This window comes from Dietzia sp. MNB45 (genome assembly GCF_051994785.1).
Classification (GTDB): domain Bacteria; phylum Actinomycetota; class Actinomycetes; order Mycobacteriales; family Mycobacteriaceae; genus Dietzia; species Dietzia kunjamensis.
This window is the reverse complement of sequence record NZ_CP163397.1, coordinates 39,975-64,117: the sequence shown is the minus strand read 5'-3', so window position 1 is coordinate 64,117 and position 24,143 is coordinate 39,975. Positions and strand designations below refer to the sequence as shown.

20 protein-coding genes and 1 tRNA gene are annotated in these 24,143 nt (G+C 70.9%); 15 read left to right on the top strand and 6 right to left on the bottom strand.

The window, feature by feature from the left end; genetic code table 11:
• Positions 1-21 precede the first annotated feature (21 nt).
• Positions 22-261 (top strand): zinc-ribbon domain-containing protein, encoded by a 240-nt coding sequence (locus AB5G72_RS00295; protein WP_067715487.1) that lies wholly within the window; start codon positions 22-24, stop codon positions 259-261.
• 9 nt (positions 262-270) lie between these two features.
• On the opposite strand, the gene AB5G72_RS00290 is transcribed toward AB5G72_RS00295, so the two are convergent.
• Positions 271-1,725, bottom strand: a complete 1,455-nt coding sequence (locus AB5G72_RS00290; protein ID WP_440220659.1) for an MFS transporter — start codon at positions 1,723-1,725, stop codon at positions 271-273.
• A 172-nt stretch (positions 1,726-1,897) separates the two neighbouring features.
• Here AB5G72_RS00290 and AB5G72_RS00285 point away from each other — a divergent pair, with 172 nt between their 5' ends.
• Entirely contained in the window at positions 1,898-2,425 is a 528-nt protein-coding gene (locus tag AB5G72_RS00285) for a hypothetical protein (protein ID WP_440220658.1), read from the top strand.
• A gap of 186 nt (positions 2,426-2,611) precedes the next feature.
• Here the strand turns inward: AB5G72_RS00285 and AB5G72_RS00280 are convergent, their stop codons facing one another.
• On the bottom strand, positions 2,612-3,571 hold the full coding sequence (locus tag AB5G72_RS00280; protein ID WP_440220657.1) for a TIGR03620 family F420-dependent LLM class oxidoreductase: 960 nt from the start codon (positions 3,569-3,571) through the stop codon (positions 2,612-2,614).
• A gap of 147 nt (positions 3,572-3,718) precedes the next feature.
• Here AB5G72_RS00280 and AB5G72_RS00275 point away from each other — a divergent pair, with 147 nt between their 5' ends.
• The 6 genes from AB5G72_RS00275 to AB5G72_RS00250 all read left to right on the top strand — a co-directional run bounded on the left by AB5G72_RS00275 (position 3,719) and on the right by AB5G72_RS00250 (position 10,315).
• Positions 3,719-5,065: an acyl-CoA dehydrogenase family protein gene (locus AB5G72_RS00275; RefSeq protein WP_440220656.1), complete on the top strand. Its 1,347-nt coding sequence runs from the start codon at positions 3,719-3,721 to the stop codon at positions 5,063-5,065.
• A gap of 55 nt (positions 5,066-5,120) precedes the next feature.
• Complete coding sequence (locus AB5G72_RS00270) at positions 5,121-5,597, top strand: hypothetical protein (RefSeq protein WP_440220655.1); 477 nt, start codon at positions 5,121-5,123, stop codon at positions 5,595-5,597.
• Between the two features lie 103 nt (positions 5,598-5,700).
• Positions 5,701-6,564: an SDR family oxidoreductase gene (locus AB5G72_RS00265; protein ID WP_440221529.1), complete on the top strand. Its 864-nt coding sequence runs from the start codon at positions 5,701-5,703 to the stop codon at positions 6,562-6,564.
• Between the two features lies 1 nt (position 6,565).
• Entirely contained in the window at positions 6,566-8,392 is a 1,827-nt protein-coding gene (locus AB5G72_RS00260; RefSeq protein WP_440220654.1) for a glycoside hydrolase family 15 protein, read from the top strand.
• Positions 8,393-8,395: 3 nt separating this feature from the next.
• Complete coding sequence (locus tag AB5G72_RS00255; protein ID WP_440220653.1) at positions 8,396-9,358, top strand: TIGR03885 family FMN-dependent LLM class oxidoreductase; 963 nt, start codon at positions 8,396-8,398, stop codon at positions 9,356-9,358.
• Between the two features lie 96 nt (positions 9,359-9,454).
• Complete coding sequence (locus AB5G72_RS00250) at positions 9,455-10,315, top strand: PhzF family phenazine biosynthesis protein (protein WP_440220652.1); 861 nt, start codon at positions 9,455-9,457, stop codon at positions 10,313-10,315.
• Between the two features lie 8 nt (positions 10,316-10,323).
• Here the strand turns inward: AB5G72_RS00250 and AB5G72_RS00245 are convergent, their stop codons facing one another.
• From AB5G72_RS00245 to AB5G72_RS00230, 4 genes are all read right to left on the bottom strand, one after another.
• On the bottom strand, positions 10,324-10,584 hold the full coding sequence (locus tag AB5G72_RS00245; RefSeq protein WP_440220651.1) for a hypothetical protein: 261 nt from the start codon (positions 10,582-10,584) through the stop codon (positions 10,324-10,326).
• Between the two features lie 172 nt (positions 10,585-10,756).
• The gene (gene pntB, locus AB5G72_RS00240; protein ID WP_440220650.1) at positions 10,757-12,178 is read right to left on the bottom strand and encodes a Re/Si-specific NAD(P)(+) transhydrogenase subunit beta; all 1,422 of its coding nucleotides are present in this window, start codon (positions 12,176-12,178) and stop codon (positions 10,757-10,759) included.
• Between the two features lie 4 nt (positions 12,179-12,182).
• Positions 12,183-13,769 carry a Re/Si-specific NAD(P)(+) transhydrogenase subunit alpha gene (locus tag AB5G72_RS00235; protein WP_440221528.1) on the bottom strand — a complete coding sequence of 529 codons (1,587 nt, stop codon included), beginning with the start codon at positions 13,767-13,769 and terminating at the stop codon, positions 12,183-12,185.
• A gap of 432 nt (positions 13,770-14,201) precedes the next feature.
• Positions 14,202-14,284, bottom strand: a tRNA-Leu gene (locus AB5G72_RS00230).
• A 189-nt stretch (positions 14,285-14,473) separates the two neighbouring features.
• On the opposite strand from AB5G72_RS00230, the gene AB5G72_RS00225 reads away from it, so the two are divergent.
• From AB5G72_RS00225 to pknB, 7 genes are all read left to right on the top strand, one after another.
• Complete coding sequence (locus AB5G72_RS00225) at positions 14,474-15,361, top strand: DUF3662 and FHA domain-containing protein (protein ID WP_096906453.1); 888 nt, start codon at positions 14,474-14,476, stop codon at positions 15,359-15,361.
• Between the two features lie 85 nt (positions 15,362-15,446).
• Positions 15,447-15,905: an FHA domain-containing protein FhaB/FipA gene (locus tag AB5G72_RS00220; protein WP_067716492.1), complete on the top strand. Its 459-nt coding sequence runs from the start codon at positions 15,447-15,449 to the stop codon at positions 15,903-15,905.
• The gene (locus AB5G72_RS00215) at positions 15,902-17,446 is read left to right on the top strand and encodes a PP2C family protein-serine/threonine phosphatase (RefSeq protein WP_440220649.1); all 1,545 of its coding nucleotides are present in this window, start codon (positions 15,902-15,904) and stop codon (positions 17,444-17,446) included. Before AB5G72_RS00220 ends, AB5G72_RS00215 begins: the two co-directional genes overlap by 4 nt.
• A 3-nt stretch (positions 17,447-17,449) precedes the next feature.
• The gene (locus AB5G72_RS00210) at positions 17,450-18,931 is read left to right on the top strand and encodes an FtsW/RodA/SpoVE family cell cycle protein (protein ID WP_096906451.1); all 1,482 of its coding nucleotides are present in this window, start codon (positions 17,450-17,452) and stop codon (positions 18,929-18,931) included.
• Between the two features lie 7 nt (positions 18,932-18,938).
• Positions 18,939-20,411 (top strand): penicillin-binding transpeptidase domain-containing protein, encoded by a 1,473-nt coding sequence (locus tag AB5G72_RS00205; RefSeq protein WP_440220648.1) that lies wholly within the window; start codon positions 18,939-18,941, stop codon positions 20,409-20,411.
• Positions 20,408-22,051, top strand: a complete 1,644-nt coding sequence (locus AB5G72_RS00200; protein WP_440220647.1) for a protein kinase domain-containing protein — start codon at positions 20,408-20,410, stop codon at positions 22,049-22,051. Before AB5G72_RS00205 ends, AB5G72_RS00200 begins: the two co-directional genes overlap by 4 nt.
• Positions 22,048-24,123, top strand: coding sequence for a Stk1 family PASTA domain-containing Ser/Thr kinase (gene pknB, locus AB5G72_RS00195; protein WP_440220646.1), 2,076 nt, complete (start codon positions 22,048-22,050; stop codon positions 24,121-24,123). The genes AB5G72_RS00200 and pknB overlap by 4 nt, the downstream gene beginning before the upstream one ends.
• Positions 24,124-24,143 lie beyond the last annotated feature (20 nt).

Genomic DNA, 24,143 nt, shown 5'->3' with positions numbered 1-24,143 from the left:
GTGCGGTGTCACGCTGGGCCGATGTTCTTCATCTTCGGTTTCAAGAACTCGTCCCGGAACCTCGGGCTGGCCCGGGCCACGTGCCCGAACTGCGGCAACGTCGCCGCACAGCGGGTCGACCGTCGGAAGCGAGCGTTCTCCCTGTTCTTCATCCCCATCATCCCGCTGGGGTCGTCGTACACGGCCACGTGCACGGCGTGCGGCATCACCACCAAGATCGACCGGTCGCGGGTCGACGGGATCCTGTCCGGCGCGTACTGATCCGGCCGCTCAGCTCTCCCGCGCCGGCACCGCTGGGGCCGTGGCCTTGTCCTCCCACGGTGGCGGGATCGTGGCGGCGACCGCCGCGGCAAGGAGGGTCGCGCCGCAGCCGAACATCAGACCGACCCGGAATCCGGTCTCGGTGGGGACAAACAGCCCCTCGAAGTCCATGGACATCTGGGTGAGCAGCACGCCGAGCACCGCGGCAGAGGTCGTGGTGCCGATGGAGCGCATGAGCGTGTTGACGCTGTTGGCCGAGCCCATCTCGGAGGTGGGGACCGAGGCCATGATCAGCGCGGGCATCGCACCGTAGGCCAGCCCCACACCGCCGCTCACCACGATGCCGACGGTCATCACACCCCAGGTCGATCCCATGAGGAACAACCCGGACGCATAGCCGACCGCGACCACCAGCGCTCCCAGGATGAGCGTGGTCTTGGGGCCACGGGTGCCGATGAGTCTCCCGCTGAGTGGGGAGACCGCCATCATCGCCAGCCCGCCGGGCGCGCTCCACAACCCCATGGCCACCATCGACTGGCCCAACCCGTGCCCGGTCTCGACAGGGAGCTGGAGAATCTGGGGCATGATCAGCAGCTGCGCATAGAGGCCCATGCCGATGGTCACCGAGGCGATGTTGGTCATCAGGACGGGGCGACGGGCGGCAACCCGCAGGTCCACGATCGGTGACGGGTGCCGGAGGACCCACAGCGCCCATCCGGGCAGCGAGACCGCGGTGAGCGCCAGCAGGCCGAGGGTCAACGGGGCGCCCCAGCCCCAGTCGGCGCCCTTGGACACCGCGAGCAGCAGCGAGATGAGAGCGATCGCGAGCCCCACCGCGCCGACGACGTCGAGCGTGCCGTCCGGTTTGGCGGCCGGCAGCGTCCGGAGACGCACCGTCATCATCACGATGATCGCCACGCCCAGGGCCCCGGACCCCCAGAACATCCACTGCCACGAACCGTATTGCGCCAGGGCGGCCGCCGCCGGGAGCCCGAGCGCCCCTCCCACTCCGAGCGAGGAACTCATCAGACTGATCGCCGGTGCGAGTCGACGCGCCGGGAGGATCTCGCGCATCGTGGCGATGCCGATGGGGATCACACCGATTCCCACGCCCTGCAGGGCGCGCCCGATGAGCATCGGCCACAGCGAGGTGGCCAGTGCGCACAGCACCGAGCCGACGACCATGACCGCCGTACAACCGATGAGCACGTACTTCTTCGGATAGAGGTCTCCCAGTCGTCCCATGAGCGGACCGGCCACCGCTCCGGCGAGCAGCGTGATGGTGACGACCCAGGAGGCGTTGACCGCGGAGGTGTTGAGAATCGCCGGCAGCATGCCCAGCAGCGGGATGACCAGCGTCTGACTGAGGGACATGACGATGCCGCCGAAGGCGAGAACCGCGATGAGACCGTTCTCGTCCGACCGGACGGTGTCGGCGTCCCCACCCCGCGTTCGTGCCATCATCCCGTGTCCTTCCGACCGAGGCACACGTCCGGAGCCTCTCGTCGGACATTACAGACAGGTGTCGAACACGTTCTCGTTCCGGGCACGACCACGGTGTTCGACATGGCGGCCCGACGTGGCGGAATCCTTGCGGAGTCTTGTCTGCCGCTGCCCGCGGTGCGACGATGAGCGAGTGGACACCACCGGCTCGACCCGGCTGATCACCCGCCGGCCCACCGTCTCCGTGGGGGCGTTCCTCGCCGCCGCGGCCCTCGCACTGACCGCCGCCGTCACTGCCCCGGCCACCGCGAACGCCCAGGACTCCTCTGAGGCCATCCCGCTCCTGTTCCCCGCTCCCGACCGCGTGATCGCCATGGGCGGCTCACCCACTGGGCTGTGCGCGGGCGCGATCTCCACCACGCTCGACGGCGACGGGTACCCGGACACGGCGTCCGTCTCCTGGGCCTTCGCCGTCGTCGGGGTGGGCCCGTGCAACCTCACGGCCACCCTCTCGTGGCGCAACCTCGACACCGGCGCCACCGGGGAGAAGATCGCGCAGGTCCCGTTCCCGCGGATCTCGACGGGCATCCCCGATCCGATCTCCCACCCCTACGAAGCGCAGATCTCCACCGGCCCGGGGCGGGTCGAATACCGACTCACCACCACCGGCGGGGCCGTCGCCGGACCGATCGTCGTGGAGACGGTCGCCTACGACGGCTGACAGCGGCCCGGGCGGACATAGGCGGCACGGCCGCGGCCGAGACGGGACGCAGGCAAGACCGCGTCAGGATCCTGCCCCTCGGGGCCCGCTGACTTACGCGCCCGCTATGGTCCGATCCCGCTGCATACCCGGGGCAAGAACGTGCAAACCGGCAGCGTAAGCCGGTGAGGCCGGCGAGGCACGGGGTCAGGCGAGTAGCCCCTCGGCCGCGATCCGCCAGTCCTCCACCGGCGGCGTCAGCACGTTCTCGCCGAGCACCTGCACCAGCACGGTCGAGGCCCCGGCGTCCAGGTGCTCCTGCACACGCGCCCGCGTCGCCTCGACCCCGCGGGTGACCATCGCGTGCTTGAGCCGATCGCTGCCCCCGCGCACGTAGTCCGACTCGTCGAACCCCTGCCGGGTCCATGAGTTCCGATAGTTCGGCAGGCCTGTATAGACGTTGAGGTGGTCGTGGGCCCGCGACCGCCACACCTCGTCGTCGTCGTCGACCCCCTCGGCCACCACCGCGGCGTGCTCCACGACCAGGGCCGGCCCGTCGTCGGCGGTCCCGCCGAGGATCTCCCGCGCCCGCGCGGTGTGCTCGGGCAACGTCAGGTACGGGTGGGCGCCGGCGGTGCGGTCGCGCGAGAGCTCGAGCATCTTGGGGCCGAGCGCGGCGAGCACGACCGGCGGCATCGTGTCCTCGCCCGCCGCCATGGGTTGCGTCCCGTCGAGCGCGTCGAGGTACTCGCGCATCGCCGACAGCGGCCTGCCGTAGTGGTGGCCGCGGTGGCGCTCGACCAGCGGCGCGTGCGAGACGCCGAGGCCCAGGACGAACCGGCCCGGGTGCGTGGCCTCGATCGTGCGGGCGGCCGCACCCGCTGCCGAGGCGTCTCGGCCGTAGATGTTGGCGATGCCGGTGCCGATCGCCATCCGGCGCGTGGCGCCCAGGTACAGCTGCGCGGCGGTGAACGCCTCCCGGCCGACGGCCTCGCCGAACCACAGCGAGCCCCAGCCCTGGTCGTTGAGCTCGCCGAGGACATCGGGAATCGCCGCCGGCGTCAGTCCCTCCAGCGAGCCGGTCCACAGGCCGATCCGGCCCAACTGCTCGCGGCCCGCCCCGTGCCGGCGGTCTCGGTTCGGCGCACTGTCCTGGAGAGCACTCATGTCCCCGAGTGTGCCCGACCCCGTCGTCGCCGGGCCGGCCATTAGCCGCAAACGGCCGCGCCCACCGCTCCGTCCGCGACACACTGAGCTGACACATGTTGCAGTGACGCGCGGCACACCCCTGGGCACGGAGGAGACGAGACGCCGATGTACGAGTGGTCCGAGACCGACCTGATGATCCGCGACGCCGTGCGCGGCTTCATCGCCAAGGAGATCCGCCCCCAGCTCGACGCCCTGGAGAGCGGTGAGATCCCGCCGTACCCGATCATCCGGAAGCTGTTCGCCGAGTTCGGCATCGATGCCATGGCCCGCGACGGGGTCGAGAAGATGCTGGCCAGGGAGCGGGCGCGCGAGACCGTCGGCGCGGCCGCCGGGGGCGGGACCGCGGGCGGCGGAGCGGCGTCCGGTGACGGGCCGCGCGGTGACGGCGGGAGGGGGGACGACGACTCCGGCGGCGATTCCGGCAGCGCCCTCGAGAACCGGGACTCCATGATGGCCGTGGTGACCAGTGAACTGGCCGGCGCATGCATGGGGCTGGTCTCCGCGCTCGGCGTGAGCCTCGGGCTGGGCGCGACCACGATCATGTCCCGCGGGACGCTGGCGCAGAAGGAACGCTGGCTGCCGGGGATCGTGACCATGGAGAAGGTCGCGTCGTGGGCCATCACCGAGCCGGACTCCGGTTCCGACGCCTTCGGCGGCATGCGGACCTACGTGCGGCGCGACGGCGAGGACTACATCCTCAACGGCCAGAAGACCTTCATCACCAACGGGCCGTACGCGGACGTGATGATCGTCTACGCCAAGCTCGACGAGGGGTCGGGTGGAGCCGGCGGCACCGGACCCGCCACGGACGCCGACAAGCGCGACCGCAAGGTCCTGACGTTCGTGCTGGACAAGGGCATGGAGGGCCTCACGCAGGGTGCTCCCTTCAAGAAGATGGGCCTGCACAGTTCCCCGACCGGGGAGCTGTTCTTCGACAACGTCCGCCTCGGCGGGGACCGGCTGCTCGGCGAGTCCGAGTCCGGTCGCGGGGGCGACGGCCGCGAGTCGGCGCGGTCGAGCTTCACCGCCGAGCGGATCGGGGTGGCCACCATGGCGCTGGGCATCATCGAAGAGTGCCACCGGCTGTGCGTCGATTACTCCCGCGAGCGCACCCTGTGGGGCCAGGAGATCGGGCGCTTCCAGCTGATCCAGCTCAAGCTGGCGAAGATGGAGGTGGCGCGGATGAACGTGCGCAACATGGTCTTCAACTCCATCGAGCGCGCCCGTGCCGGCAAGCCGCTCTCGCTCGCGGAGGCGTCGGCGATGAAGCTGTACTCGTCCGAGGCGGCCACCGAGGTGGCGCTGGAGGCCGTGCAGTTGTTCGGCGGCAACGGGTACATGGCCGAGTACCGGGTCGAACAGCTCGCCCGCGACGCCAAGTCGCTCATGATCTACGCGGGCAGCAACGAGATCCAGGTGACCCACATCGCGAAGGGGCTCCTCGCCCGGTGAGGCTCCGATCCGTCCGATCGGTTGCCTCCCGCGCCCGCTCTCGTACCGTCAGTACATGGCCACCGAGATGTTGCACACGTACATGCAGGACCACCACGCCGGTGCCGCCGCCGGGATCGACCTGTTCCGCCGCGTGGCCGAGCATCACAGCGACCCACACGTCCGCGAGGTCGTCAGCCGGATCGGTGACGAGACGGTCGACGACGTCAAGGCCCTCGAGGAACTCATGACGCTGGCGGGGGCCTCCCCGTCGCTACTCAAGGACCTCCCCGCCAAAGCGTCCGAGAAGCTCGGCCAACTCAAGCCCAACAGGCGGTTCGCCGAACGATCCCCGCTGAGCGATCTGGTCGAGCTCGAGGCGCTGACCCTGGCGGTGACCGGGAAGAAGATGGGGTTCCGGGCGCTGTTGGAGCTCGGAGACCCGCGTCTGCCGACGCCGACGCTGGAGAACCTCTTCGAGCGGGCGGAGCAACATGCCCGCGACCTGGAGGAACTCCGCGTGGGGTGCACGGCCGCGCTCCGGGAGGAGTGACCAGGCCGCGATCTCTCGCGACGACCGGTGTGCACCCCGCGAACTCTTCGCTACGTTCGGGACCATGGGTACCACGAGCGACATCGCGGACAGCGCGGAGCAGATGGTCAATGAGTCCGGCGGTTTCCCGGCCCAGGAGCAGGAGCCACCAGGTCTCACCTCCGAGATGGCCCCGCTGCCCGACCACGGTGAGCACAGCTATCGCGGATCGGGTCGGCTGGAGGGTCTGAAGGCGCTCATCACCGGTGGCGATTCCGGCATCGGCCGCGCCGCCGCGATCGCCTTCGCCCGCGAGGGCGCCGACGTCGCGCTCTCCTACCTGCCGGTCGAGCAGCCGGATGCCGAGGAGACGGCCGGGTGGATCGAGAAGGCCGGGCGGCGGGCGGTCCTGCTGCCGGCGGACCTCCGGGACGAGCAGCAGTGCCGCGCGGTGGTCCGCGACGCCGCCGAGCAGCTCGGCGGGCTGGACGTGCTGGTCAATAACGCCGCCTACCAGCACGCCCGCGGCGAGGGCCTCGAGACCATCGACACCGAGAACCTCGACCGGGTGATGAAGACCAACCTCTACGCCACGATCTGGGCCACCCAGGAGGCGCTGCAGTTCCTCGGCCGTGGATCGTCGATCATCAACACCACCTCCATCCAGGCCTACCAGCCGGCCCCGCCCCTGGTGGACTACGCCGCGACCAAGGCCGCGCTGAACAATCTCACCGTGAACCTCGCGAACGAGCTGGGCGGGCGCGGGATCCGCGTCAACGCGGTGGCGCCCGGGCCCATCTGGACGCCGTTGCAGCCCGCGACCCAGGAGGGCGACAAGCTCCCCGAGTTCGGCGGCGACACCCCGCTCGGTCGCGCCGGCCAGCCCGGCGAGTGCGCAGGGGCGTTCGTTTTCCTCGCCTCCCCGTCGGACGCGAGCTTCGTCTCCGGCACCGTGCTGGGGGTGACGGGCGGCAAGCCCATCTTCTGACATGTCGGTTCCCCTGGAGGACTACGCCCTGCTGTCCGACCTCCGGACGGGTGCGCTGGTGTCCCGCGACGGCAGCATCGACTGGCTGTGCCTGCCCCGTTTCGACTCCCCCGCCGTGTTCTCCGGGCTGCTCGGCGAGCCGGAGGACGGCCGATGGCTGCTGTCGGTGGTCGACGGCGAGGTGGTGGAGCGCCGCTACCTGCCGCTGACCTTCGTGCTGGAGACCACCTGGTGCACGCCCCGCGGGGTCGCGCGGGTGACCGACTTCCTCCCGCGCAGCACCGCACAGGGTGATCTCATCCGCACGGTGGAATGCATCGAGGGCGAGGTCGAGGTCGAGCACGACCTGCGGCTGCGCTTCGACTACGCCCGCGCCACCCCCTGGACCCGCGAGATCGCCCACGACGGCGACGAGCGGGCACTGCTCTCACTGGCCGGCCCCGACGCCATCCTGGTGACCGGTCCGACCCTGCAGTGCCCCGACACGGACCTCGGGGGCTCCGGCGGACATCGCGCCGCCCGACTCGAGGGCAGATTCGCCCTGGCCAGCGGCGACACCCTGGCATGGGACCTCACCTGGTTCCCGTCCCATGAGGATCCCCCGGACCCGCCGGACAGCGACGAGGCCCTCCGGGCCACGGTGGCGATGTGGAGGGAGTGGGCCGACCAGCTCGATGTGGGCGGCCCGTACCGGGAGCACATCGTCCAGTCGCTGCTGGTGTTGCGGGCCCTCACCAATCTGGACACGGGCGGGATCGTGGCCGCCCCCACCACGTCGCTGCCGGAGGAGTTCGGCGGGACCCGCAACTGGGACTACCGCTACACGTGGTTGCGCGATGCCGCGTTCACCATCGAGGTGGTGGTGGCACACGGACTCACCAGGGGCGCCACGCTGTGGCGGGACTGGCTCCTGCGCGCCGTCGCCGGTGACGCCCGGGACGTCCGGATCATGTACGGCCTCTCGGGCGAGCGGCAACTGCGCGAGGAGGAGCTCGACCATCTGTCGGGCTACGAGGACTCGCGCCCCGTCCGAATCGGCAACGGGGCCGCTGACCAGTACCAGGCCGACGTCGTGGGCGAGGTGATGATCGCCCTGCACGAGCTGCGCACGGCCGGCGTGGACGAGAACGAGTACACGTGGGGACTACAGAAGAGCCTGCTGGACTACGCCGAGTCGAACGTCGAGCGCGAGGACCACGGCATCTGGGAGATGCGCGGGGACACCCACCACTTCACCCACGGGCGCGTCATGATGTGGGCCGCCTTCGATCGCGGGATCCGGGCGGTCGAGGAGTGCGGCCTCGACGGCCCGGTCGAACGGTGGCGAGGGCTGCGGGACCGGTTGGCCGCGGAGATCGAGGAGCACGGGTTCGATTCCGACCTGAACAGTTACACGCAGACCTACGACAATGACGAGGTCGACGCGTCTCTGCTGCAGTTGCCCCACACCGGCTACCTGTCCTTCGACGACCCACGGATGCTGGGGACCGTCGCCAGGATCGAACGTGACCTGGTCACCGAATCGGGTCTGGTCAACCGTTACCGGACCTCCAGTGGCATGGATGGGGTGGGGGGCACCGAGTATCCGTTCGTCATGTGCACCTTCTGGCTGATCGAGCAGTACGCCTGTAGTGGCCGGATCGACGACGCCGAGGAGCTGATGGAGACCATGCTGGCCTGCGCCGGAGACCTGGGCCTGTTCGCTGAGGAGTACGACCCCGAGACCGATCGCCTGGCGGGCAACTTTCCCCAGGCATTCAGCCACATGGGGTTGATCCGCGCAGCCGACGCCATCGACGCCGCACGAGGCGCCACGAGGAGGGTCTGAGCCATGGCCGACTACGGATTCCACGCCTCCCACGAACAGATCTCGCCCGGCCGGCTCCTGGACGACGTGCAGCGGGCCGAGCGGGCCGGCTTCCGGATGGCGATGTGCTCGGACCACTTCGCGCCGTGGTCGGTCCGTCAGGGCCACTCCGGTTTCGCCTGGTCCTGGCTGGGTGCCGCACTGGCCACCACCGACCTGGAGTTCGGCACCGTGTGCGCGCCCGGTCAGCGCTACCACCCGGCGATGGTGGCGCAGTCGGCGGCGACCCTCGCGCAGATGTTCCCGGGACGGTTCTGGGTCGCGCTGGGCACCGGGCAGAACATGAACGAGCACATCACCGGCGACAAATGGGTGGCCAAGGACCTCCGGCAGGCCCGGCTCGAGGAGTGCGTCGACGTGATCCGCAGCCTGCACGCCGGCGAGGAGGTCACCCACCGCGGCCTCGTCGAGGTCGACCGGGCGCGGATCTATTCGCTACCCGACGCGCCGCCGCCCCTGGTCGGCCCGGCCCTGACCCCGGCGACCGCCGAACGAGCCGCCGCCTGGGCGGACGGGCTCATCACCGTCAACGCCGACCTCGGGTCGATGACGGAGATCGTCGGCGCCTACCGCGGCGCCGGCGGGCGGGGTCCGCTCGCACTCCAGGTGCACATCGCGATAGCCGACACCCTCGGCCAAGCCCGGGATCTCACCCGCGACCAGTGGCAGAACAACGCCGTCGGGGCGCCGCTTGACGCGGACCTGGCCACGCCGGAGGAACTCGACACCGCCGGACGATACATACCCGACGAGAAGCTCGCCGACACGGTGATAGTCACCGATTCCGTCGACGACCTCGTCGGGCGCCTGCGCGAGTTCGAGCAGCTCGGGTTCGACCGGATCTACCTGCACCACGTCGCGCGGGACCAGTCGCAGTTCCTCGAGCTGGCCGAGCACGAACTGCTTCCCGCGCTGCACGGCGCCTGACGGTCCGACGTCTGACCGCTCCGCGCCCGTGGTCGCTGGCCGGGTTCCACGTGAAACCGCGCGGGGGTCGAGAACGGTATGACGTAGCGTCCGGGCATGAGGTTCTCGCAGGTCGACGTCTTCTCGCACGTCCGGTTCCGGGGCAATCCCCTGGCCGTGGTCCACGACGCCGACGGTCTACCCGACGACGAAATGGCGGCCATCGCCCGGTGGACGAACCTGTCCGAGACGGCTTTCCTCCTCGAGCCCACCTCAGCCGGGGCCGACTACCGGGTCCGCATCTTCACCCCCTCCTCCGAGTTGCCGTTCGCCGGCCACCCCACGCTGGGCGCGTGCGCCGCATGGCACGCGGCAGGTGGACGGACCCGGGTGCCGGGCCGGGCGGTGCAGGAGTGCGGGATCGGTCTGGTGACCGTCCGCAGCGAGGGGTCCGGCGACTGGTCGTTCGTCGCGCCGGACCTGATCCGGGCGGGGCCGCTCGAGGAATCCGAGGTGCGACGGCTCGCCGCGGGGCTGGGACTCAGCCGCGACGACGTGGTGGACCACGCCTGGGTGGACAACGGACCCGGGTCCTGCGCCCTGCTCCTGCACGACGCGGAAACCGTCCTCGCCGCACGCCCCGACCCGGTGGCCCTGGCGGGGGACCGGGTCGGGGTCGCCGGCCTCCACCCCGCGACGGCCGAGAACGGGGCCTCTCGGGAGCTCGAGGTCCGGTTCTTCCCCGTGTCCGCGGGCATCCCGGAAGACCCCGTCACCGGAAGTTTCCACGCCGGGCTGGCCGTCTGGCTCACCGGTAACGGGACCTTGCCCGCCCGCTACACGGCTCGGCAGGGCACCGCGCTCGGCCGCCAGGGGCGTGTACGGATCACCGCCGCGTGCGACGACGCCCCCGGAACAGGCATCTGGATCACCGGGCACGTCGGCCACCTCGTGGAGGGCGAGATCCACGTCGACTGACCGCCGCATCAGCGCATCTCGCCGGCGCCCACGTACGGGTGGGGGCTCGTCGTGGGACGCCCTTCCGCGAACCGGGAGTACCGACAGTCGGCCGGGTCGACGCCCGACACTGTCGTCGTCCCCTCCGTGAGCAACTCGGCGACCAGCCGACCGACCGCGTGCGCCATCTTGAACCCGTGGCCGGAGAACCCCACCGCGAGGAGCAGCCCCTCGATCGGCGACGGGCCGCGGCCCGGATCGACCCTGCGGGTGAGAGGTCCGCGCTCCACCACCGCGACCCCGCCGCCCGCCACGCGGACGACAGACGACAGACGACAGACGACAGACGACAGACAACCACATCCGCTACTCCCCCTCGGGATCCGCCACTCCAATCGGAATAGCGGATCCGTAGGGCGAGTAGCGGATGTGGTCGAACGGTCGAACGGGCGGTTCGGCGCGTCAGGCCCTGGCGCCCTGCTGATCCTTGACCGCGGCCAGGATGTCGTCGACGCGGTCCTTGGCGTCGCCGAACAGCATCTGGGTGTTGTCGCGGAAGAACAGCGGGTTCTGGACGCCGGCGTAACCGGCGGCCATCGACCGCTTGAACACGATGACGTTCTCGGCCTCCCAGACGTGGAGCACGGGCATACCCGCGATCGGGCTACCCGGGTCCTCGGCGGCATCCGGGTTGACCGTGTCGTTGGCACCGATGACCAGCACCACGTCGGTGTCCGCGAAGTCGTCGTTGATCTCGTCGAGCTCGAGGACGATGTCGTAGGGCACCTTGGCCTCGGCCAGCAGGACGTTCATGTGGCCGGGCAGGCGGCCGGCGACCGGGTGGACGGCGAAGCGCACGTCGACGCCACGCTCACGCAGGGTGCGGGTGAGGTCGGCGACCGGGTACTGCGCCTGCGCCACGGCCATGCCGTAACCGGGGGCGATGATCACCTTCGAGGCGTCCGCCAGCAACTCGGCCGCACCGGCGACATCGATCTCGGTGTGCTCGCCGTGGTCCTTGCCCTCGCCGGACGATGCCTCGATACCGAAGCCGCCCATGATGACGGAGAAGAACGAGCGGTTCATCGCCTTGCACATGATGTACGACAGGTACGCACCCGAGGAGCCGACCAGCGCGCCGGTCACGATGAGCAGATCGTTGCCCAACAGGAAGCCCGTGGCCGCGGCGGCCCAGCCGGAGTACGAGTTGAGCATCGACACCACGACCGGCATGTCGCCGCCACCGATGCTGGCGACCAGGTGCCAGCCCAGGGCCAGCGCCAGGGCGGTGACCACGATGAGCATCCACAGCGCGGGGGAGATGACGAACCACACGGTCAGCGCGACGAACACCACGAGGATGCCGAGGTTGATCAGGTTCTTGCCCGGCAGCACCAGCGGTGCGGACTTCATCTTCCCCGACAGCTTGAGGTAGGCGACGATCGAACCGGTGAAGGTGACGGCACCGATGAACACGCCGATGAACACCTCGGCGTGGTGGATGCCGAGCAGCGAACCGGTGAGCTCACCGTGCAGCTCGGGCTCGAGGTAACCGTTCCACCCGACCAGCACGGCGGCCAGGCCGACGAACGAGTGCAGCAGGGCGATGAGTTCGGGCATCTCGGTCATCTGCACGCTGCGCGCGCGCATCAGGCCGATGACGGCGCCGATGGCGACGGCCACGACCATCAACACGATGCCGATGGTGGCGGGCTGGTGGTCGATGACCAGCGCGACGGTGGCGACCAGGGCCAGCGCCATGCCGGCGATGCCGAACGTCAGGCCCCGGCGAGCGGTCTCGTGCTTGGACAGCCCGGCGAGCGACAGGATGAACAGCAGTGCGGCGACCAGGTAGGCCGCATTGGCGGCGGTCTCAACAGACATCTGCTCAGGCTCCCTTCGAGAACATGCCGAGCATGCGACGCGTCACGGCGAAACCGCCGAAGACGTTGATGGACGCGACGAGGATCGCGACGGCGGCGAGCGCCAGGCCGAGGGTGTTGTCGATCCCGACCTGCAGCAACGCACCCACGACGATCACTCCGGAGATCGCGTTGGTCACCGACATCAACGGGGTGTGCAGCGCGTGGTGCACGTTGCCGATGACGTAGTAGCCGATCACGATCGCCAGCACGAACACCGTGATGTGGCGCGGGATGTCCCCCGGCGCGACCGCGGTGAGCAGCAGCAGCAACGCCATGCCGGCGGCGATCAGGCCGAGCTTCGCGCCGGCCGACATCTTCTTCTTCTCAGGCTTGGGCTCGACCGGTTCAGGGGCAGCGGCCGCCGCGGGGGCGGCACTGACCTGCACCGGCGGGGGCGGCCACATGATCTCGCCGCCCCGTGTCACCGTCACGCTGCGCTGGACCACATCGTCCATGTCCAGCGCCCACGCGCCGTCCTTGTCCGGGGTGACCAGCTTGGTCAGGTTGACCAGGTTGGTGCCGTACAGCTGCGAGGCCTGGGCGGGTAGCCGCCCGGCCAGGTCGGTGTAACCGATGATCGTGACACCGCCCTCGGTGACGACGACCTGGTCGGGGACGCTGCCCTCGACGTTGCCGCCCTGCGCGGCGGCCATGTCCACGATCACCGAGCCACGCTTCATCGTCGCGATGTCGGCGGCCGTGATCAAGCGCGGTGCCTGCCGGCCCGGGATCAGCGCGGTGGTGATGATGATGTCCACGTCGGCTGCCTGCTCCGAGTAGAGGTTCGCCGCGGCCCGGTCGTAGGCCTCACTGGTCGCCTTGGCATAGCCGTCGGTGGAGACGACCTTCTCCTCCTCGGGCACCTCCACGGGCAGATACTCGCCACCGATGGACCCCACCTGGTCGGCCACCTCGGGGCGCGGATCGGTCGCGCGGACGATCGCGCCCAGGCTCGAGGCGGCCCCGATCGCGGCGAGACCCGCCACGCCGGCGCCCGCGACGAGGACCTTGGCCGGCGGGACCTTGCCCGCCGCGGTGACCTGGCCGGTGAAGAACCGCCCGAAGTGGTGCGCCGCCTCGATCACGGCGCGGTAGCCGGCGATGTTCGCCATCGACGACAACACGTCCATTGACTGCGCCCGCGAGATACGCGGGACCGCATCCATCGCCAGCGCGGTCACGCCGCGCTCGGCGAGCACACCGAGAAGGTGCTCGTTCTGCGCCGGGGCCAACAGGCCCACCAGCGTCGCGCCCGACCGGACCCGCGCCACCTCTGCCTCGGTGGGCACGGCGACCTTCATCACCACGTCCGCCGACCACGCGGCGTCACCATCGGCCAGCTCGGCACCGGCCTCGGCGTATGCGGCATCCGCGAACTCCGCGCCGGTACCGGCGCCGTGCTCCACCACGACCCGGTATCCCAGGCCGATCAGCTTCGCCACCGTCTCGGGCGTCGCCGCCACGCGGTTCTCCGCCGGGTTGGACTCGGCGACCACACCGATCACCGACGGCGCGACACCGGCATCCCGGACATTGGAGTCCGGCTTCATATCAGGGATCTCTTCAAGGCTCGAAGCCATAGGGCATCCTTTTACTGCGTTGTGAGCGAGCCGACGCGTGTGCGCCGGCTCTGACGTCTCGAGTTTTGGCGTGTTCTACGTATTCTCCACAGGCCCGGCACGTGTGTGCCCGGGGTGCGCTCCAGTCACCGATCCGAGATCAGAGCTCACGAAGCGGCTCGGGGTGGGATGGTTACCCCTGCTTCGTCCACCGTTACGGCGTCGTCCTCCGGCGCGGGCAGGGTGGCGCCACGTCCACCGGAAGAACTTCCGGCAGAGCCTACGGGACACTGTGGACCGCGAACGAGCCGGTGGGACCGTTTTCGAGAGCCTTGTGACGTAAACCATACGGCTTGGTGCTTAGTGGCATGAAACAAAAAGCACCCCGGACCGTCAGAGACGATCCGGGGTGCTCCCGATCTGTGGGCGAAGGGGGACTTGAACCCCCACGTCCCGAAGGACACTGGCACCTGAAGCCAGCGCGTCTGCCATTCCGCCACTCGCCCGAGTAACGCCCGAATACGTTAACACGCGGCGTTCCGACCGCACTAATCGGCTGGTGAGGGCTTCCCTGCGGCTGGAAGCGTGCTTCCCACCGCCACCGCCTCTATGATCGACCGGATGCCGCCGCGGGCGGCGCGAGGACAGCCGAGCCGGCCGATGGCCGCGGCCCACCACGAGGAAGGAGGCGAGGTATGGGGATCGTCGGGAAGTTCGAGCGCACCCTTCAGGGCGCGGTCGGCGACGCGTTCGCCCGCCTCTTCGGCGGGAGAGTCGTGGCGGCCGAGGTGGAGTCGCAGCTCCGCAAACAGGCGGAGGCCTCCCTCAAGGTGGTCGACGGGCACCTGTTGGTGTCCAACAGCTACACCATCACCCTGGCCCGGTCGGACTACGCCTCCTTCACAGAGGATGAGGCCCTGGCCGTCAAGACCTTCTCCCGCCACCTGTCGGATCACATCTCCGAGCAGGGCTGGGAGACCTACGGCCCGGTCACCGTGACCTTCGTGGAGCGCGATGACCTCCACACCGGACAGATGCGTATCGACGGGGTCGTGGACCCCGACGCCGTCCCGTTCCACATCTCGGCCGCCGCACCGGCGCCGGCGCCGGATCATCCGGCGCCGTCGTCGCCGGGTGCGGACCGACGGGGCGTGGACGGGCCGAGTGCGAGCAAGGAGAACAGCGACATGCAGGCACCCGCTTCCAACTACCCGGTCTCGACCGGCCCCGGAGCCCGGAGCGCGGGCTGGGGTGGCCCGTCGGACGCCCCGACCCAGATCACCCAGGGCCGGGCCTCGCTGACGGTCACGCTGCACCTCGAGGACGGCTCGGGGCGGACGTTCCGCCTCCAGCGGGGCTCCAACCTGCTGGGACGCGGGCAGGACGCCGCGTTCCGCCTGCCCGACACCGGGGTGTCACGCCAGCACGCGGACATCCATTTCGATGGTCGGGAAGCGGTTCTCACCGACCTCGGCTCGACCAACGGCACCACGGTGAACGACGGGCCGATCCAGGACTGGCAACTCGCCGACGGCGACGTCATCAGGGTCGGACACTCGGAGATCACCGTCCGGTTCGACTAGCCTCGACACGGATGACCCCCGGAACCACCGGGGGCGGCCACACGTTGTCCGAGGTGAATCGGCGGGCGAGGGGAGGACGGCACCAGTGCAGGGACTCGTTCTGCAGCTCTCGCGCGGCCTGTTGCTGGCGCTGTTGTGGCTGTTCATCTACCTCACCCTGCGGGCGCTGAAGACCGACGTCTTCGGCAACGTGGGGATGAGGTCGTCCGGCCGCGGCGAGCGCCGGGGCGGCGTGTTCGGCCGCGGCTCCCGGGCGATCCGGCATCTCGTGGTCACCCAGGGCGCCCTCGCAGGTACCCGGATCACCCTGTCCGAGCAGCCGGTCCTGGTGGGCCGGGCCGACTCGTGCACCCTGGTGATCGACGACGACTACGCGTCCAACCAGCACGCGCGGCTGTCCCCGCACGGCCCCGACTGGTTCCTCGAGGACCTCGGCTCGACCAACGGCACCTATCTGGACAGATCGCGGGTGACGACCCCGGTCAAGGTGGACGCCGGCACGCCGATCCGGATCGGCAAGACCGTGATCGAGCTGCGCACGTGACCCCGGCGCTCGTCTACACCGCGCGCTCGCATCTGGGCATGGTGCGGGAGAACAACGAGGACTCGGCCTACGCCGGCCCCCGCCTGCTGGCCCTGGCCGACGGCATGGGCGGGCACGCCGCGGGGGAGATCGCCAGCCAGTTCGTGGTGGCGGCGCTGGCCAGGCTCGACGAGGACGAGCCGGGCCAGGATCTCACCGGGGCCCTGACCCGCGCGCTGACGGTCGGCAACGAGGCGATCGCCTCCCACGTCGAGACGTACCCGGAGACCGACGGCATGGGGTGCACGGCCACCGCGCTGCTGTTCGACGGCCGCCGCATGGGCCTGCTCCACGTGGGTGATTCCCGGGCCTACCTGCTGCGTGACGGGACACTGACCCAGATCACCAAGGACGACACCTTCGTCCAGTCCCTCGTCGACCGCGGGGAACTCTCCGCCGACGAGGCCCACACCCATCCGCGGCGCTCGCTCATCCTCAAGGCGCTGACCGGGGAGCCGGTGGAGCCGACCGCCGTCATCCGCGAGGCGCGGGTCGGCGACCGCTACCTGCTCTGCTCCGACGGCCTGTCCGACCCGGTGAGCACCGAGACGATCGCCGAGACGCTGGCCACCGGCACCGTCGAGGAGGCCGCGGACCGGCTGGTCCAGCTGGCGTTGCGCTCGGGCGGGCCGGACAACATCACGGTCGTCCTGGCCGACGTCCTGGACTCCCCGCGCGACGCGCCGGTCATCCCCGTGGTGGTGGGCGCGGCGTCGGGCGACGAGCCGGGCCAGATCGACCCCGCCGCCGACCCCTACTCCGACACCGCGGCCGGTAAGGCCGCCGCGTTCTCACGCGCCCAGGTCGCCTCACGCGGGGGAGCCGCCGGAACGTCCGGTGCCGCCGGGGAGTCGGGTGCCGGGCGTGGGAACGGATACGACGACGACGACAACGAGGTCGACGCCGCCCCACCGCGCGGCAGCAGATGGCGTTTCGCCCTGAGCGTCGTCGGGGTGCTCGTACTGCTGGCCGGGATCGTGGGCGTGTCCGCGCTGCTCGTCCGCAGCAACTACTTCGTCACCGAGTCGGACAGCCAGGTCGTGGTGAAGAGGGGCATCTCCGGGGAGGTCTTCGGCATCTCGTTGGCCTCGGTCATCCAGGTGGGATGCCTGACCCGCGAGGGCGACCTGACGATGCACTCCCCCGATGCCATCCCCGCCGGATGCGACGTGTTCACCCTGGGGGACCTCCGCGAACCCGCCCGGGAGACCGTTCGCGCCGGACTGCCGTCGGGGAGCCTCGCCGAGGCGGGCGCCCAGGTCTCCCGGCTCACGGAGGACAACCTCCTGCCGCCGTGCGACCCCCGTGAGCAGCAGGAGCGCCCGCGCGAGCAGACCTCGTCGTCGTCCTCTCCCACCGAGTCGCCCTCTCCCACGGGTTCCCCCGCACCCACCGGGTCGCCGTCGCCCGGCGAGCCCGCCCCCACGGACGAACCGGCGACTCCCCCCTCCCCCACGACCCCCGCACCTGTGCCCGGGGAGACCTGCCGGGCGGTGAGCTGACCCATGTCCTCTCCCGCATCTGCCTCACCATCGTCGGCCTCACCCGCATCCGATCCCCGCGGCCGGGCGGTGCCCGACAGCCCGCGCCGGGGCAAGGAACTGGTCCTGCTCGTCGCCGCCGCGGTGATCGTCGGGTTCTCGCTGCTGCTGGTCCAACTCGCCCAGGAGCAGGAACTGTCCCTGGCGCTGCTGTGGATCACCCTGGCGTTCCTCGGCCTCGCCGGCGGCGCCCACCTGCTCATCCGCTGGCTCGCGCCCTACGCCGATCCGGTGTTGCTACCGGGCGTCGCGCTGCTCAACGGGCTGGGGCTGGTGCTCATCTACCGGCTCGACCTGTCGTACGCGGCCAACGCCGCCGCGAGCGGCAACGACCCGCCGGGGATGGACGTCACCCGGCAGCTGCTGTGGACGTTCCTCGGCCTGGCCGTGATGGCGGTCGTGCTGTACTTCCTGCGCGACCACCGCGTCCTGGCCCGGTACGGCTACACGATGGGGTTCGCCGGCCTCGCACTGCTGGCGATCCCGGCGGTGCTCCCCTCCCGGTTCTCCGAGATCAACGGCGCCAAGAACTGGATCATCCTGCCCGGGTTCACCATCCAGCCCGGCGAGTTCGCCAAGATCCTGCTCATCATCTTCTTCGCCTCGATCCTGGTGGAGAAGCGCGAGCTGTTCACCACCGCCGGCAAGCGCGTGCTGGGCGTGGACCTGCCGCGCGCCCGCGACCTCGGGCCGATCATCGTGGCCTGGTTCCTGTCCCTGGGCGTGCTGGTGTTCAACACCGACCTCGGCATGGCGCTCCTGCTGTTCGCCACCGTGCTCACGCTGCTGTACGTGGCCACCGAGCGGGTGAGCTGGCTGCTCATCGGCGTGGTCCTCGTCGCCGTGGGCGGCGTGCTGGCCTACGCCCTGTTCGGGCACGTTCGTGTGCGGTTCCAGATCTGGCAGGACCCCTTCGCGTTCTTCGACACCGGCGGCTACCAGAGTTCGCAGGCCCTGTTCGGCCTCGCCTCCGGCGGCATGGGCGGCACCGGTCTCGGCAACGGGCGACCCGACCAGGTGCCGTTCGCGAACACCGACTTCATCACCTCCACCATCGGCGAGGAACTGGGCCTGATCGGCCTCGCCGCGGTGCTGATGGTCTACGCGATCCTCATCCTCCGCGGCATCCGGGTGGGGCTGACCATCCGCGACAGCTTCGGCAAGCTCGTCGCCGTGGGCCTGGCGTCCACCATGGCCATCCAGATGTTCGTCGTGGTCGGCGGCGTCTCCACCCTCATCCCCCTCACCGGCCTGACCCTGCCGTTCATGGCATACGGGGGCTCCAGCCTGTTGGCCAACTACGCACTGATCGCCATCCTGCTGCGCCTGTCCCACGACGCGCGCCGGCCGCTGCCCACCCCACGTCAGGCACCGGCGCTGGCAGAGGCCGCCACCGGCATGATGCGGGCGCCCAAGCTGCGCGCGCCGGGCCGGAGGAACGGGTGAGCGCCGCGTGAACACCGCCATCCGACGGGTCGCGATCGCCGCCATGGTCATGGTGGTGGCGCTGCTGTTGCAACTGACCTGGGTCCAGGTCTTCCGCGCCGACGAGCTCCGTGCCGACCCCCGCAACACGCGGATGCTCCTCGACGAGTACTCCCGCCAGCGCGGCCAGATCACCGCCGGCGGACGGGTGCTGGCCATGTCCCTGCCGTCGGAAGGACGCTTCGAGTTCCAGCGCACCTACCCCACCGACCCTGTCGTCTTCGGCCCCACCGTCGGCTACTACTCGCTGCAGTTCGCCACCGCCGGGGTCGAGCAGACCCAGGACGCCTTCCTCAACGGCTCCGACCCGAGACTGCTGTCCCAACGGATCACCGGTCTGATCTCGGGCCGCACCCCGCAGGGCGGCTCGGTGGAGCTCACCCTGGACCCCACGGGCCAGGAGGTCGCCTACGAGGCCCTGCGGCGCGGCGCGGGCCAGGGGCCGTTCGTGGGCTCCGTCGCCGCCGTCCGCCCCTCCACCGGTGAGGTGCTCGCACTGGCCTCCAGCCCGTCCTTCGACCCGGGCGCCCTGTCCAGCCTGGACCCGGAGGTCCGCGCGCAGGAGATGGCGCGCATCGAGCAGAGCCCGGACCGGCCGCTGCTCAACCACGCCACCCAGCAGTCCCTCCCGCCCGGCTCCACGATGAAGGTCATCACCACCGCCGCCGCGCTCGAGCAGGGCATGGGGCCCGAGACCCCCGTCTCCGGCGCCGACCGCACCCTGCTGCCGGGCACGTCCACCTACCTGGAGAACTACGCCGGCCAGACCTGTGGCGGCAGCACCGTCACCCTGCGCACGGCCCTCGAGAGGTCCTGCAACGTGCCCTTCGTCGAGCTGAGCCAGGAGATCGGCGCGGAGGCCTTCACCGAGATGGCGGAGAAGTTCGGCGTCGACGGCACCGCCCCGGATGACTTCGGCATCCCGGTCGCACCGTCGGGCCTGGGGCAGATGGAGGACGACGCCCAGCTGGCGATGAGTTCCATCGGGCAGAGCGACGTCCGGATGACGACCCTGCAGAACGCCATGGTGGCCGCGACCGTCTCCAACGGCGGGGTCCGCATGGAACCGCAACTCATCAAGACCCTGACGGCGCCCGATCTCTCCGTCGTCCAGGGCTTCACGCCCCGCGACGCCGCCCGCGCCCTCACCGACGAGCAGGCCGGCACACTCACCGAGATGATGGTCGCCGCCGAACAGGGCGCCGGGGGCGGCTTGCCCGGGGTCACCGTGGCCTCCAAGACCGGCACCGCCGAGCACGGCGTGGACTCCTCCGACTCCATCCCCTACACCTGGTACATCGCGTTCGTCCCCGGCCGTGACGTGGCGGTGGCCGTGGCGATCGAGTCCGGGCCCGGGGTCGATCGCAGCACCGTCGGGTCCACCTACGCCGCACCCATCGGTCGCGAGGTCCTGGGCGCGCTGCTGGGAGGGACGCCGTGAGTCTGAACTCCGGCGCGGTCCTGTCCGGCCGCTATCGCCTCCTGCGCCTCATCGCCACCGGCGGTATGGGGCAGGTGTGGGAGGCCGACGACGGCGTCCTCGACCGCCACGTCGCCGTGAAGGTGCTCAAGGCCGAGTACTCCTCCGACCCCGAGTTCGTCGAGCGCTTCCGGTCCGAGGCCAAGGTCACCGCGAGGATCTCCCACCCCGGGATCGCCACCGTCTACGACTACGGGCAGATCGACGACCCCGCCTCCGGGAACCCGCTGTCCTACCTGGTCATGGAACTCGTGGTGGGCGAGCCGCTATCGGACGTCCTGGCCCGCGAGGGCACGCTGCCGATGCGGCACACCCTCGACATGCTCGAGCAGACCGGCCGCGCCCTCAACGCCGCCCACGCCATCGGCCTGGTCCACCGCGACGTCAAGCCGGGCAACATCCTCATCACGCCCGCCGGGCAGGTGAAGCTCACCGACTTCGGGATCGCCAAGTCCATGGGCGCGTCCGCCGTCACACAGACCGGGATGGTCGTGGGCACCGCCCAGTACATCGCGCCCGAGCAGGCCATGGGGAACGACACGTCCCCGGCCGGGGACGTGTACTCGCTCGGCGTGGTGGGTTACGAGTGCCTGGCCGGTCGACGGCCGTTCGTCGCCGACTCGCCGGTCTCCGTGGCGATGATGCACGTCCGCGACACCCCGCCGCCGCTCCCGGACTCGGTGCCCGGACCGGTCCGACGCGTCCTCGCCGAGGCCATGGCCAAGGACCCCGGCCGGCGCTACCCGGACGGCGAGGCCTTCGCCGAGGCGATCGCCGACCTCCGGGCCGGTCGCGATCCCCGTCTCCCGGGCGCGTTCCTCGCCGCCGGCGCCGCGGCGGGGGCTGCCGCAGCGGCCGCCGGCGCCACCGCCGCGACCACGGTCCTGCCCGATGAGGACCCGGGCGGCGTGTACCGGGCCGGGGGTTCGCCCGACCCGACGCGCGCGTACACCCGCACCCACCCGGGCACCGCCGGACAGCCGCGCACCGACGGGCCGCGGCCGGCACGACCGGCGCACCCGTCCCGGCCCCAGCCGGCGCCCGCCGCGACCCGGCGTCAGCCCGCCCCACCGGTCACCTCACGGCCCCCCCGCCGCGGCCGCGGCGGCTCCGGCTGCGTGGGCTGGTTCCTCGTGGTGTTCGTCCTGGTGGCGGCGCTGGCGGTCGCGGCCGTCATCGCCCTGTCCAACGTCGGGGTCTTCGGCCCGGGCGGGATCTTCGGCCGGACCACCCCCACGACGCCGCCGTCCACCGCCCCGGTGACGACCACCACCACGCAGGCACCAGCCCCGGCACCCGAGCCGCCGCCGACCCCGACGCCGACCCCCGAACCCGCGCCGTCACCGACCGCGGTTCCGCCGGCCCCCGACCTGCAGGACATGCTGGACTCCCTCACCTCGGAGTTCAGCTCGCTGATCCCGCCCGAGGGGCAGCCCGGTGGGGGCCAGGGGCAAGGTCAGGACGAGGCGCAGGGCCAGGACGAGGGGCAGGGACAGGGCCGAGGCCAGGACCAGGCGCAGGGCCAGGCGCAGGGCCAGGCCCGGGGCGCGGCCGGTGACGCCGTGCCCGTTCCCGCCCGGTGGGCAGGTGTCGACGGATGACCACACCATCCGTCCTGGCCGGGCGCTACGAGATCGGTGAGCCCCTCGGATACGGCGGCATGTCCGAGGTCCGTCGCGGGCGCGACACGGTCCTCGGCCGGGACGTGGCCGTCAAGATCATGCGCCCGGAACTGGCCCGCGACGAGACCTTCTACCAGCGCTTCCGTCGGGAGGCCCAGAACTCGGCGTCGCTGAACCATCCGTCGATCGTGGCGATCTACGACCAGGGGGAGGAGCACACCGCCGACGGTTCGCTGCCCTACATCGTGATGGAGGTGGTCGAGGGCGACACCCTCCGCGACATCGTCAGAATGGACGGCCCCATGGAGGTCGAGCGTGCCCTCGGCGTGATGGCCGATGTCTGCGGTGCGCTGGACTTCTCCCACAAGAAGGGCATCGTCCACCGCGACGTCAAGCCGGCGAACATCATGATCTCGCGCGACGGCGCGGTCAAGGTCATGGACTTCGGCATCGCGCGCGCCCTCAGTGACTCCAGCTCGACCCTCACCAACACCTCGTCGGTCCTCGGCACCGCCCAGTACCTCAGCCCCGAGCAGGCGCGCGGCGAGACCGTGGACGCCCGCTCCGATCTGTACTCCGCGGGCTGCGTGCTCTACGAGATGGTCGCCGGTGCACCTCCGTTCACCGGCGAGTCCCCCGTGGCGGTGGCCTATCAGCACGTGCGCGAATCCCCCGCGCCACCGTCGGCGGTCAACCCGGAGGTGAGCCGCTACGTCGACGCGGTGGTCATGCAGGCGATGGCCAAGAACCCCGAGAACAGATACACCTCCGCCGGGGAGATGCGCACCGACCTGCTCACGGTGCTCACCGGTGGCCGCCCCGCGGCGCCCCTGGTGCTGACCGACGACGAGCTCGACGACGACCAGCGCCCCGACGCCCCCCACGGGTTCACCGGCGCGGGATACGGAACCGGCGCGTCCCGCTGGTCACCCGGCGATGCGCCCACCGAGGCACACGCCCTGCCCGAACTGGCCGTTCGTGCCGCCGGCGCCGGTGCTCCTGCTGGCGCAGCCGGTGCCGGTGCCGGTGCCGGTGCCGCGCGTCCCGCCTCCCATCGCGGCGACGCCCGACGCCGCGACGCCCGACCCGACGACGCTCGTCGCGGGCCACGCGGGGTGGCCATCGCGCTCGCCGCCCTGCTGGTGCTGGGAGGGATCGCGACGGTGTCGATCCTGGCGACCTCGGGCGACCGCGGCGGTGTCGCGCAGCAGCAGGAGGTCACCGTCCCCGAGGTCGCCCAGCGGCCGGTCGCCGAGGTGGTCGAGGAACTCACCTCGATCGGGCTCGAACCCGTGCAGACCCCGGCGCCGCACCCCCAGATCCCCGAGGGGCACGTCATCTCGTCCGACCCCATCGCCGGCAAGCGTCTCGCGGTGGGCTCCGAGATCAGCCTCGTGGTCTCGACCGGCAAGCCCATCCTCTCGGTGCCCAACGTGATGGGGATGTCCCCCGCCGATGCCCGACTGGCCCTCGAGGAGGCCGGGTTCCAGGTGGTCCCGGAGAACGAGGCCCGGCCGTCGACACCCGAGGACCAGGACAAGGTCGTCGACACCGAGCCCGGACCGGGTGCACAGGTGCCCTCCGACCGGCCGGTCCGGCTGACGGTGGGCTCCGGCCCCGAACAGCTCGCCGTGCCCGATGTCGTGGGGCAGTCCGCAGAGCCCGCCCGCGCGACCCTCGAGGCGGCGGGCTTCCGCGTGGACACCCAGCGGGTCGACGGCACCGCGCCCGAGGGCCAGGTCGTGGGCCAGTCCACGGCCGCGGGTCAGACCCAGCTCAAGGGCGCGACCATCACGCTCCAGGTCTCCGCCGGGAACCGGTTCGTCATGCCCAACCTCGTCGGCGACACCGTGGAGGAGGCCCTCGGCAAGCTCGAACGGGCCGGCTGGCGGGGCGACCGCGGGCAGCTGGTGGAGCTCCCGCAGAACGACCCCGACCTCAGCCGGGTGGGCCAGATCTGGTCGCAGCAGCCGCCCGTGGGCGAGGCCGGCGTCAACGACCAGGTCGTCGTCCGGGTGATCCGGTTCGGGCTGGTGCCCGGCCCGGGCTGACCGGGCGAGCTGACCAGCCG

Bases quoted from the DNA above. Each gene is read 5' to 3' on its own strand.
- AB5G72_RS00295 (WP_067715487.1), top strand. From the start codon at position 22: ATGTTCTTCATCTTCGGTTTCAAGAACTCGTCCCGGAACCTCGGGCTG.
- AB5G72_RS00290 (WP_440220659.1), bottom strand. From the start codon at position 1,725: ATGATGGCACGAACGCGGGGTGGGGACGCCGACACCGTCCGGTCGGAC.
- AB5G72_RS00280 (WP_440220657.1), bottom strand. From the start codon at position 3,571: ATGAGTGCTCTCCAGGACAGTGCGCCGAACCGAGACCGCCGGCACGGG.
- AB5G72_RS00275 (WP_440220656.1), top strand. From the start codon at position 3,719: ATGTACGAGTGGTCCGAGACCGACCTGATGATCCGCGACGCCGTGCGC.
- AB5G72_RS00270 (WP_440220655.1), top strand. From the start codon at position 5,121: ATGGCCACCGAGATGTTGCACACGTACATGCAGGACCACCACGCCGGT.
- AB5G72_RS00265 (WP_440221529.1), top strand. From the start codon at position 5,701: ATGGTCAATGAGTCCGGCGGTTTCCCGGCCCAGGAGCAGGAGCCACCA.
- AB5G72_RS00260 (WP_440220654.1), top strand. From the start codon at position 6,566: ATGTCGGTTCCCCTGGAGGACTACGCCCTGCTGTCCGACCTCCGGACG.
- AB5G72_RS00255 (WP_440220653.1), top strand. From the start codon at position 8,396: ATGGCCGACTACGGATTCCACGCCTCCCACGAACAGATCTCGCCCGGC.
- AB5G72_RS00250 (WP_440220652.1), top strand. From the start codon at position 9,455: ATGAGGTTCTCGCAGGTCGACGTCTTCTCGCACGTCCGGTTCCGGGGC.
- pntB (WP_440220650.1), bottom strand. From the start codon at position 12,178: ATGTCTGTTGAGACCGCCGCCAATGCGGCCTACCTGGTCGCCGCACTG.
- AB5G72_RS00235 (WP_440221528.1), bottom strand. From the start codon at position 13,769: ATGAAGCCGGACTCCAATGTCCGGGATGCCGGTGTCGCGCCGTCGGTG.
- AB5G72_RS00225 (WP_096906453.1), top strand. From the start codon at position 14,474: ATGGGGATCGTCGGGAAGTTCGAGCGCACCCTTCAGGGCGCGGTCGGC.
- AB5G72_RS00210 (WP_096906451.1), top strand. From the start codon at position 17,450: ATGTCCTCTCCCGCATCTGCCTCACCATCGTCGGCCTCACCCGCATCC.
- pknB (WP_440220646.1), top strand. From the start codon at position 22,048: ATGACCACACCATCCGTCCTGGCCGGGCGCTACGAGATCGGTGAGCCC.